We start from the raw sequence: 11010 nt of genomic DNA on the forward strand, positions 1-11010 counted from the left end.
AAGACGCCTTTGCATTTCAATTTGTCCAGCTCCGGCGGAGCCTCGAGTCATAAGCCACAAAAGAATTAAAGGCAAAGAACGCCTTTTATTCTTTTGCGTCTTATGATTGTCGGCTCTGGGCGAGCCGCCTCCGCATTTCATTTTTTCATTTCATTGTGGCAGCATGACAAAAATAGTATAATGAAAGGAATATATTCGACAGGACTGCCTGTACGGCGGTCATGAGAAGGAAATGCTGAGGTGAGGCTGTTGCAGCGGGTCACGAATTGTGTGCTGTTGAAGGAAAATCAAGTATTGCTTTTACAAAAACCGAGACGTGGCTGGTGGGTAGCGCCCGGAGGAAAGATGGAGCCGGGTGAATCAGTCCGGGATTCCTGCATCAGGGAATTCCGCGAGGAGACAGGCATATACTTAAGAAACCCGGGCTTGAAGGGGATCTTTACCTTCATTATGAAAGACGGGGATAAGGTGCTTTCTGAATGGATGATGTTTACTTTCCTTGCACGGGAGTCTGATGGCATCAATCTGGATGAGTCGGAGGAAGGGAAGCTGGCCTGGCATGATTTTGATGATATTAAGAATCTGCCGATGGCTGCCGGCGATTATCACATTCTTGAATATATGATTCATGGAAATGGAATTATTTACGGGACGTTTACGTATACGCCGAATTTCGAGCTTCTAAGCTACCGGCTGGACCCGAGTTAAATAATATAGATTACAGGGGGAGAATAGGAATGAGCAGCGGTGCGGCGACTGATACACAAATGGTCATAATAACTGGGATGTCGGGAGCAGGGAAAACAGTGGCGATCCAGAGTTTTGAGGATCTTGGCTTTTTCTGTGTGGATAACCTGCCTCCGACTCTGCTTCCGAAATTTCTTGAACTGATGAAGGAATCAGGGAATAAGATGAATAAGGTTGCACTGGTCATGGACCTTCGCGGCAGGGAGTTCTTTGATCATCTATTCAAGGCGCTGGACGATTTGGCCGAAACTTCATGGGTGGCTCCGCAGATTTTGTATCTGGATGCGGATGACTCTACATTGGTCAGGCGCTACAAGGAAACGCGTCGTTCCCATCCCCTTGCTCCGTCAGGTTTGCCTCTTGAAGGCATCAAACTTGAAAGGGAGCTTCTGGAGGAGCTGAAGGGGAGGGCCCAGCTGATATATAAAACATCAAACATGAAGCCGCGGGAGCTGAGGGAAAAAATCCTTGATCAGTTTTCAGTCAACCGGAAGACGACGTTTACCGTCAATGTAATGTCATTTGGCTTTAAGCATGGCCTGCCGATAGACGCAGATCTTGTGTTTGATGTACGATTTCTGCCGAATCCCCATTACATCGAGAGCATGAGGCCGAAAACCGGCTTGGACGAAGATGTGTCGACATATGTACTGAAATGGAATGAAACCAATAAATTTCTCGAAAAGGTTACAGATCTGCTGAGCTTCATGCTCCCTCACTATAAGCGCGAGGGCAAGGCCCAGCTGGTGATCGCGATTGGCTGCACAGGCGGCCAGCACCGTTCTGTAGCCCTAGCTGAGTATATTGCCCGCTTTTATGAAGCGGATTACCATACACATATCACTCATCGCGATATCGAGAGGAGAAAGGATAAAACAACATGACAGGTACAGAACAGCCTAGAATCGTCATCATAGGGGGAGGCACAGGGCTCCCGGTCCTCCTGCGCGGTTTGAAGAAGCATCCTGCAGATATCACAGCCATCGTGACGGTGGCTGATGATGGCGGGAGCTCGGGCCGCCTCCGGAATGAACTGCAGATTCCTCCCCCTGGGGATATTCGAAATGTTTTAGCTGCACTGTCTGATGTGGAGCCGCTCATCGAGGAAATGTTCCAGCACAGGTTCAGCACCGCGAATGAGCTTTCCGGCCATTCACTCGGCAACCTGATCCTTGCTGCCATGACCTCGATCACAGGCAATTTCACTCATGCCATCCAGGAAATGAGCAAGGTTCTCAATGTTAGGGGAAAGGTTCTCCCGGCTGCAGACCAGAGTGTCGTCCTCCATGCTGAGATGGAGGATGGGACAATTGTTTCGGGAGAATCCAAGATTCCATACTCAGGGAAAAAAATTAAAAAAGTCTTCCTGAGCCCTGAGGATGTCAATGCCCTGCCGGAGACCATCCAGGCCATCAGGCAGGCGGATCTGATCATCATCGGGCCTGGCAGCCTTTATACAAGCATACTTCCAAACCTCCTTGTTCCGAACCTGGGAAGAGAGGTCTGCAATGCGAAGGCCAAAAAGGTCTATATCTGCAATCTGATGACGCAGGCAGGGGAGACGCTGGATTTTACGGCGAGCGATCATGTAAAGGCCATATATGACCATATGAACTGTTCTTTTATCAATACGATCCTTGTCAATAAGGAAGATATTCCGCAAAAAGTACAGGAGCGGTACAGCGAGGAGCTGGCCAAGCCTGTCCATTATGATGTGGCCAACCTGCAGGGGCTGGGCCTCGAGGTTGTTCACGGCGAAATCGTCAGCCTGGACGGCGGCGTCATCCGCCATGATACACAGGAAGTAGCAGATATTTTATTTTCTTTACTAATAAATGAAACCAGCAAGCGATATAAAGCGTAAATATAAATGTGCAAACGTTTGTCTGGGCGGGGGGTGAAGGTATGTCTTTCGCTTCGGAAACGAAAAAGGAACTAACCAACCTTGAAGTTAAAGACTGCTGCGGCAAGGCTGAATTATCAGCGCTTATTCGGATGAACGGATCACTCTCTTTTTCCAGCCGGAAACTAATTGTGGATATCCAGACAGAGAATGCCGCCATAGCGAGAAGAATTTATACACTGACGAAAAAGAATTACACCGTTCAAGTGGAGCTGCTTGTACGAAAAAAGATGCGCCTGAAAAAGAATAATGTCTATATTGTAAGACTGGCGCAGCAGGCGCAGGAAATACTCGCCGACCTGAAGATCCTGAAAGAGGGATTTGATTTTACCCATGATATTTCAGAGGAGCTTGTGAAAAAGAAATGCTGCAAGCGCTCCTATCTGCGCGGCGCCTTCCTTGCCGGCGGCTCGGTGAACAACCCTGAAACATCATCTTATCACTTGGAAATTTTTTCACTATACAAAGAGCATAATGATTCTTTGTGTGAATTAATGAATACATTTGGATTGAACAGCAAGACACTTGAAAGAAAAAAAGGCTATATCACGTATTTGAAGGAAGCCGAGAAGATCACCGAATTCCTGAACATCATCGGTGCCCACGGAGCGCTGCTGCGCTTTGAGGATATCCGGATTGTCAGGGATATGAGGAACTCGGTGAACAGGCTTGTAAACTGCGAGACCGCCAATCTTAATAAAACAATCGGCGCGGCTCTCAGGCAGGTCGAGAATATCCGTTATATCAAGGATACTGTCGGCCTTGATATACTCCCGGAAAAGCTCAGGGAAATTGCAGAGCTTCGGGTAGCCTATCAGGATGTAACCCTGAAGGAGCTTGGGGAGATGGTGTCAGGCAGCCATATCAGCAAATCAGGCATTAATCACCGACTTAGAAAAATAGATGAAATAGCAGAAAAACTGCGTTTAGGTGAATCCATAACAGGCAATTAGAAATAAGATAATATGGGAGGTTAGAGAGAAATGGTTGAAAAACAAGTGGAAGTAAAGCTGCGGACCGGCCTGCAGGCCCGACCTGCCGCCCTGTTTGTCCAGGAAGCAAACCGCTTTTCTTCAGATATCTTTTTGGAGAAGGACGGAAAGAAGGTCAATGCGAAGAGCATCATGGGCCTTATGAGCCTTGCAGTCAGCACCGGCTCTGTTGTAAACCTGGTGGCTGATGGAAGTGATGAAGAGGAAGCACTCGAAGAGCTTTCGCAATATATCCAGCAGGAAAGCTGAAAAAAAACTGAAAAGGCACCCTGAGCATTTGTGCAGGGCGCTTTTTCTTTGTTTAACACCATAATCTCTTTAACCACAAAAAAGAGGGCTGAACCTGTCAGCCCTCTTGCTCTCTTTACTTGTCTTTCTTTTCTTCCAGGACATTGCGGCTGATGATCTGGTCGATCAGGCCGTATTCCAATGCTCTCTCAGCTGTCATGAAGTTGTCGCGGTCAGTATCCTTAGCGATCACTTCAAGCGGCTGGCCTGTGCGTTCTGAAAGAATCTGGTTGAGCTTTTCGCGAAGGAAAAGAATGCGCTTTGCGGCAATTTCGATTTCTGTTGCCTGGCCCTGAGCTCCGCCCAGCGGCTGATGGATCATGACTTCACTGTTTGGAAGGGCAAAACGCTTGCCTTTCTCGCCTGCTGCCAGAAGGAATGCACCCATGGAAGCGGCCATCCCGATGCAGACTGTGGAAACCTTCGGACGGATGTACTGCATCGTATCATAAATCGCCATACCGGCAGTGATGCTGCCGCCAGGGCTGTTGATGTACAAAGTGATATCCTTTTCAGGGTTTTCTGCTTCCAGGAATAGCAGCTGAGCTACAATGGAGTTTGACACATTATCATCGATCGCACTACCAAGCATGATGATGCGGTCTTTCAGAAGGCGTGAATAAATATCGTATGCGCGCTCGCCCCTGTTTGTCTGTTCAATAACTGTAGGGATTAAATTCATTTGTCAGTTCCTCCTTCAAGATAAAGATCCAACATACAACGGATTAAAGCATGTTCTTCCATAAGAAGAAATATTTTGGGTTCTGTATGTAATCATTATGATACACTGATGGTCAATAAAGGTCAAACAAATCGCTTATGGAAATCCAATATATGCTGCAATCATTTTATTCTCTCTTTAGCAGGATATACCTGCTTAATGCGGTATAATAATTGCATTGATAAAAATTTCCTTATCCATAACCATCATACCCAGCTCTTCTATTTTTAAACAAAGGAAGCTGAAAATTGAAGTGGGGATACGGGCATGTAAATTAATGCTGGAGGCTGCGATTTTGTCTAAAAAAAAGAAATCATTTTTTCATAATAAGCTGCGGCTTGCAGGGCTGGGCCTGATCATCCTGGCACTGGCCGGATATGCTGCCTATAATTATACTTCACTAGGAAAGGGAGAACGGGCTGCGGAAGAAAGGTCAGCTTCGTCCAAAGGGGAAAAGGACTTGAAAAAGCTGTTCCCGGGCAATATGGAAGAATCAGCTGTACAGCAGGCCATCCATGATATGAGCCATCAAAAGGTGAAAGCGGAAAATAAATGGGGCGCACTGCAGATCACTCCTGACAGGATCAGCAGGCTGATCTATGTGGTGGAAGCAAATGAAATGAACTACCAGCATTCAGATTTATACCTGGATATCCTTAAAAGATGGAGTGAGGGCGACTTTTCGTCTGCAGCCAGGAACCATAACAGCATCTGGAAGCTCCAGGGAGGTACTGTCGGGGAAGCCAAAGGACTCCTGAGCGAAAAAGAGGAACAGAAGTATATCGAGAAAAACTTTAAATAAAATCGGCCGCTATAGTCAATTATTGTTTAACCATTGACAAAAAGCGGCCGGCTTTAGTATTATATACTAGTGTCTTATAGAAGACCTGTATGATTTGCCCTCGTGGTGCAACGGATAGCACGTAAGATTCCGGTTCTTGAGATGTGGGTTCGATTCCTGCCGAGGGCGTACTAAAAGCCTCCTGCCTGTTATAGGGCTGGAGGCTTTTTTTCGTTTGAGCCGGAATGCGAAATGCTTCTGCTTTCTTTATATATATTCCCATTCACCATTCCCCTCCCATCATGTAAAATAGAAGAAGGGGGAATGTGCAATGAACATGAATGCAGGTTTATTTCAGCAGCAGTCGCTTAAATTGGCGATGACACAGGAGTTGTCCCAGGCGATTGCGCTCCTTCAATATTCTGCGCTTGAGCTTACGGCCTTTTTGGAGAGCAGGGCGCTTGAAAATCCCCTTATGCAGATAGAGACAGAAAATGTAAGGGCGATGGATCCGCGCCGCGACAGAGTCAGAGGTGCAAGCAGCAAGCTGAAAAAGGATGACAGATCGTGGATCGAGCAGATCAGGGCAAAAGACAATCTGCTTGAGGATTATTTGATCTCACAGCTTGAAATTAAATATATATCTCCTCTGATGGACAAGATCATCAGAAGGATTATTAAAAGTATAGATGAAAACGGTTACTTGCGTGAAAGTGTCACAGAAATTGCGGATGAGCTCTGCGTCAGTAAAGGCGATGCAGCAGAAGCACTCGCAGAGCTTCAGCTTCTGGAGCCGGCGGGCATTGGGGCGCGGACACTGCAGGAATGCCTCCTTTTGCAGGTGCAGCGGCTTTTGAGCCCGGATGATCTCGCTGAAGTGATCATGGAAGAGCATTTCGAATGGTTCGCCGATAAAAAGTGGAAGCAGCTGGCTTCGCTCCTTGGTGTGGAGCTGAAGGATATCCAGCGTGTCTCCGATTTAGTCAGAACGCTCAATCCAAGGCCTGCAGCGGCTTTTTCAAAAGAAAGTGCAGGCTATATTGTCCCTGATGTGGCTGTCAGCTGGGACGGCAGCTCTTTCCTGATAACCGTCCAGGATGAGCTGCTCCCAAAAGTCAGCTTTAACAGCCAGTATTATGAAAGCTTTAAAAGCACTGGCGACAAAGAGGTCAGGAAATACCTCCAGGACCGGTCGCAGGACTATAATTGGATTGTCCGCAGTTTGGAACAAAGGAAAGATACGATTAAAAAGGTTACAATGAAGCTGGTAGAAAAACAGCAGGATTTTTTCATTGAAGGGCCTGCAAAGCTGAGACCGATGACAATGAAAGAAATCGCGGATGAATTGGAAATCCATGAGTCGACAGTAAGCCGGACGGTCCGCGAAAAGTATGTCCAGACTCCTTTTGGCACATTTGAGCTGAAGACCTTTTTTACAAGCGCGGTAAAGACTACCGGTGCCGATGGTGCTTCGTCAGCAAGTGTGAAGAAGAAGATTGCTGCCATGGTAGAAGCTGAGGATAAACTGAAGCCTCTTTCTGACTCGGAGATCATGAGCATACTGGAGAAGGGGGATGCTATCGTCATTTCCAGGCGGACGGTCGCCAAATACAGGGACCAGCTGGGCATCCCCTCTTCAGCGAAACGCAAAAGATATGAATGAAGAAAGAAGGAAGTATAGTGAAAGATCGACAGATGCGATTATATACAAGAGAAGGCTGCCATTTGTGCGATAATGCAAAAAAATTAATCCTGGATCTTCAAGCAGAGCATGAATTTGAGCTTGAGGAAGTGGATATCAGCGCCAGCGATGATCTGACTGAACGGTACGGGCTTATGATTCCGGTCGTGGAACTGGATGGGGAAGAGGTCCAGTTTGGGCGGATTGATCAATTTACGCTATATGAAGCGCTTACAGCAAAAAACCGGTTCTAATCAGTTGAATTCGCAAATCACTCCTGCTAGAATGTAATTGTAACAGGGGTGATTTTTTTTGGTTCAAGCGGGACATAATATGTCTATGCGGGACAGAAATTGACCACGTTAGAACGTTCCTATGGAATACTTCTAAAAAAGGGGCATGCGATGGACTCATTGATCGATATACAAAAAAGATTATTGCCTGATTTACTTACTGTTATGCAAAAACGCTACCAAATTCTTCAGTACATAGGTTTTATGCAGCCGGTGGGCCGAAGAAGTCTGGCAGTGAGCCTTGGATCAACGGAAAGAGTGCTTAGAAGCGAGGTTGATTTCCTAAAGAATCAAAATCTTATCTCTGTAGCAAGTTCAGGTATGAACCTGACAGCCGAAGGCAAGGATTTACTGGAAAGACTTGAAAGCATAATGAGAGACATAACGGGTATAGACATACTGGAAGCAAGGCTGAAAGAAGTCCTTGGCGTCCGGCAGGTGATTGTGGTTGCCGGCAACAGCGATGAATCACCATGGGTGAAAAGCGAGCTTGGCAGGGCCTGTGCGGCCAGTATGAAACAGAGGCTTAAAGGGAAGAATACCGTTGCTGTAACGGGCGGATCGACCATGGCGGCCGTGGCGGAGATGCTGACGCCCAATCTCTTTGACGACGAATTGCTGTTCGTCCCTGCACGGGGCGGCATCGGCGAGGAGGTCAAAAACCAGGCGAATACCATCTGCGCCATGATGGCGGAGCACACAGCCTCCCGCCACAAATTCCTTCATGTCCCGGATCAGGTAAGCAAGACGATGTACGAGACAATCATGAAGGAACCCGTTATTAATGAAGTATTGAATCTGATACAATCCGCTGGAATGGTTTTACATGGAATTGGAGACGCTATAACAATGGCGGAGCGCCGTAAAACGACACCGGAGGACGTATTGAAGATTCAGGAGCGGAAAGCAGTAGGAGAAGCATTCGGCTATTATTTCGATGAAGCGGGCGAAGTGGTCCATAAAGTGCAGACCATAGGGCTTCAGCTCAAAGACCTGGCAGATATCGAACATGTTATTGCAGTTGCCGGAGGGTCTTCGAAGGCAAAGGCAATAAGGGCCTATATGAAACAGGCGCCGTCCTCAACGATCCTGATCACGGATGAAGGCGCAGCAAAACAGTTGTTAAAAGGGTAATCCCCTTTAATATAAAACTAACAAATATCCCTACTATCTAAAGGAGGAAATATTAACATGGCAGTTAAAGTTGGTATTAATGGATTTGGAAGAATCGGGCGCAACGTATTCCGCGCAGCACTTAAGAACTCAGAAGTAGAAGTTGTAGCGGTAAACGACCTTACAGATGCAAACATGCTTGCACACCTGTTAAAATATGACACAGTTCACGGCACACTTAACGAAGAAGTTTCTGTAGACGGAGATTTCCTGGTAGTAGGCGGCCAAAGAGTGAAGGTTCTTGCAGAGCGCGATCCTGCTCAGCTTGGATGGGGAGACCTTGGCGTTGAAGTAGTAGTAGAATCTACTGGACGCTTCACAAAGCGCGACGATGCAGCTAAACACTTAGAAGCAGGCGCGAAGAAGGTTATCATCTCAGCTCCAGCTTCTGACGAAGATATCACAATCGTTATGGGTGTTAACCATGACAAATATGATGCAGGAAGCCACCACGTTATCTCAAATGCATCTTGTACAACAAACTGCTTAGCGCCATTCGCTAAAGTATTGAACGACAAGTTCGGCATCAAGCGCGGTATGATGACTACTGTTCACTCATACACAAATGATCAGCAGATCCTTGACCTTCCGCACAAAGACTACCGTCGTGCGCGTGCAGCTGCTGAAAACATCATCCCAACTACAACTGGTGCTGCAAAAGCAGTTTCCCTTGTATTGCCTGAACTGAAAGGCAAGCTGAACGGCGGAGCTATGCGTGTTCCAACTCCAAACGTTTCTCTTGTTGACCTTGTTGCTGAGCTTGACAAAGACGTAACAGCTGAAGAAATCAACGCAGCATTCAAAGCAGCTTCAGAAGGCGACCTTAAAGGAATCCTTGCTTACAGCGAAGAGCCGCTTGTATCAAGCGACTACAACGGAAGCCCTGCTTCTTCTACTATTGATGCATTGTCAACAATGGTTATGGAAGGCAGCATGGTAAAAGTAATCTCTTGGTATGACAACGAATCAGGCTACTCTAACCGCGTTGTAGACCTTGTAGACTACATTGCAAAGCAAGGCCTTTAATAGGCACGATTTAAAACAATAAATAAGCTATTGTTTGGTCCTGTATGAACTCCGGGAACCGAAGCTTTCCTTTAAAACCCTGTTTTATTGGATAAAAAAATAGCGAACATCTATAATGATGGGGAAAAGGGGAGCGGGAAACAATTCCCTCTCCCTTTTCTTTTGAACACTATCAGAAACTGGGAGGTCCTTTGCCGTGAACAAAAAAAGCGTAAAAGACATTGATTTAAAAGGTAAACGCGTTTTTTGCCGTGTGGACTTTAACGTGCCGATGAAAGATGGCTCTATTACGGACGAAACTCGCATCACAGCAGCTCTTCCTACCATTCAGTACTTGACTGAACAGGGAGCTAAAGTCATCCTTGCAAGCCACCTTGGCCGTCCAAAAGGCCAGGCAGTAGAAGAACTGCGCCTTACACCAGTTGCCAAGCGCTTATCAGAGCTGTTGGGCAAGGATGTAAAGAAAGCAGACGAAGCCTACGGTGAAGCTGTACAAGGGTTGGTTTCCGAAATGGCTGAGGGCGATGTTCTCCTTCTTGAAAACGTCCGCTTCTACCCTGGTGAGGAAAAGAATGATCCTGAGCTGGCAAAGGCGTTTGCAGAACTTGCGGATGTGTATGTAAATGACGCATTCGGCGCTGCCCACCGTGCCCATGCTTCAACTGAAGGCATTGCACACCATCTTCCGGCTGTTTCCGGCCTGCTGATGGAAAAGGAACTGGACGTTCTTGGAAAAGCGATGTCCAATCCGGAGCGCCCGTTTACGGCAATTGTCGGCGGAGCGAAGGTAAAGGACAAAATCGGTGTTATCGAAAACCTGCTTGATAAGGTAGATAATCTGATCATCGGCGGAGGTCTTGCTTATACGTTCGTTAAAGCACAAGGCCATGAAATCGGGAAATCCCTTCTTGAAGAAGACAAAATCGATCTTGCCAATTCGTTCATGAAAAAGGCAGAGGAAAAAGGCGTTAAATTCTATATGCCTGTCGATGTGCTTGTTGCGGATGATTTCTCCGAGGATGCCAATATTAAAGAAGTTTCCATTGAAGAAATCCCTTCAGACTGGGAAGCGCTTGATATCGGTCCGAAGACACGTGCCATCTATCAGGATGTCATCAAATCAAGCAAGCTTGTCATCTGGAACGGCCCTATGGGTGTGTTTGAACTGAATGCATTTGCAGGCGGAACGAAAGCAGTAGCCGAAGCCCTTGCTGAATCCCAGGATACATATTCGGTAATCGGCGGCGGAGACTCTGCGGCTGCAGTCGAAAAGTTTGATCTTGCTGATAAAATGAGCCATATCTCAACAGGCGGCGGCGCTTCCCTCGAATTCATCGAAGGAAAAGAGCTTCCTGGTGTAACGGCTTTAAATGATAAATAAGCAAAAGAGTTGAAAGGATGTGCC

At 46.8% G+C, this 11010-nt stretch carries 12 protein-coding genes and 1 tRNA gene; 12 read left to right on the top strand and 1 reads right to left on the bottom strand.

The genetic code is table 11. The annotated features are described in order from the left end of the window. Positions 1-249 precede the first annotated feature (249 nt). Genes ABU165_RS20795 through ABU165_RS20815 form a run of 5 tightly spaced genes read left to right on the top strand, consistent with a single transcriptional unit; the run spans position 250 to position 3891 of the window. On the top strand, positions 250-708 hold the full coding sequence (locus ABU165_RS20795; RefSeq protein WP_094768572.1) for an 8-oxo-dGTP diphosphatase: 459 nt from the start codon (positions 250-252) through the stop codon (positions 706-708). Positions 709-737: 29 nt separating this feature from the next. Further along, a complete protein-coding gene (gene rapZ / locus ABU165_RS20800) occupies positions 738-1631 on the top strand; it encodes an RNase adapter RapZ (RefSeq protein ID WP_009793065.1) in 894 nt (297 codons plus the stop codon). After that, positions 1628-2611 (top strand): gluconeogenesis factor YvcK family protein, encoded by a 984-nt coding sequence (locus ABU165_RS20805; RefSeq protein ID WP_094768526.1) that lies wholly within the window; start codon positions 1628-1630, stop codon positions 2609-2611. Before rapZ ends, ABU165_RS20805 begins: the two co-directional genes overlap by 4 nt. Positions 2612-2652: 41 nt before the next feature. Continuing rightward, on the top strand, positions 2653-3603 hold the full coding sequence (gene whiA, locus ABU165_RS20810; protein WP_009793067.1) for a DNA-binding protein WhiA: 951 nt from the start codon (positions 2653-2655) through the stop codon (positions 3601-3603). Between the two features lie 30 nt (positions 3604-3633). Further along, positions 3634-3891 (top strand): HPr family phosphocarrier protein, encoded by a 258-nt coding sequence (locus ABU165_RS20815; RefSeq protein ID WP_009793068.1) that lies wholly within the window; start codon positions 3634-3636, stop codon positions 3889-3891. A 115-nt stretch (positions 3892-4006) separates the two neighbouring features. Here the strand turns inward: ABU165_RS20815 and clpP are convergent, their stop codons facing one another. Next, a complete protein-coding gene (clpP, locus tag ABU165_RS20820) occupies positions 4007-4612 on the bottom strand; it encodes an ATP-dependent Clp endopeptidase proteolytic subunit ClpP (protein WP_009793069.1) in 606 nt (201 codons plus the stop codon). Positions 4613-4946: 334 nt separating this feature from the next. Here clpP and ABU165_RS20825 point away from each other — a divergent pair, with 334 nt between their 5' ends. From ABU165_RS20825 to ABU165_RS20855, 7 genes are all read left to right on the top strand, one after another. Beyond that, on the top strand, positions 4947-5453 hold the full coding sequence (locus tag ABU165_RS20825) for a DUF6241 domain-containing protein (protein ID WP_318060811.1): 507 nt from the start codon (positions 4947-4949) through the stop codon (positions 5451-5453). A 96-nt stretch (positions 5454-5549) separates the two neighbouring features. Further along, positions 5550-5621: transfer RNA gene (locus ABU165_RS20830), tRNA-Arg, on the top strand. 142 nt (positions 5622-5763) lie between these two features. Next, positions 5764-7095 carry an RNA polymerase factor sigma-54 gene (rpoN, locus tag ABU165_RS20835; protein WP_318060810.1) on the top strand — a complete coding sequence of 444 codons (1332 nt, stop codon included), beginning with the start codon at positions 5764-5766 and terminating at the stop codon, positions 7093-7095. Between the two features lie 17 nt (positions 7096-7112). Beyond that, positions 7113-7367: a glutaredoxin family protein gene (locus ABU165_RS20840; RefSeq protein WP_224949684.1), complete on the top strand. Its 255-nt coding sequence runs from the start codon at positions 7113-7115 to the stop codon at positions 7365-7367. A gap of 150 nt (positions 7368-7517) precedes the next feature. Then, positions 7518-8540 carry a sugar-binding transcriptional regulator gene (locus ABU165_RS20845; RefSeq protein WP_318060809.1) on the top strand — a complete coding sequence of 341 codons (1023 nt, stop codon included), beginning with the start codon at positions 7518-7520 and terminating at the stop codon, positions 8538-8540. A gap of 57 nt (positions 8541-8597) precedes the next feature. After that, positions 8598-9605, top strand: a complete 1008-nt coding sequence (gap, locus tag ABU165_RS20850) for a type I glyceraldehyde-3-phosphate dehydrogenase (protein ID WP_094768528.1) — start codon at positions 8598-8600, stop codon at positions 9603-9605. A 196-nt stretch (positions 9606-9801) separates the two neighbouring features. After that, the gene (locus ABU165_RS20855; RefSeq protein WP_101549481.1) at positions 9802-10986 is read left to right on the top strand and encodes a phosphoglycerate kinase; all 1185 of its coding nucleotides are present in this window, start codon (positions 9802-9804) and stop codon (positions 10984-10986) included. The last annotated feature ends 24 nt before the right edge of the window (positions 10987-11010 follow it).

The organism is Cytobacillus sp. T106, assembly GCF_040492155.1.
Classification (GTDB): Bacteria; Bacillota; Bacilli; order Bacillales; family Cytobacillaceae; genus Bacillus_AB; species Bacillus_AB infantis.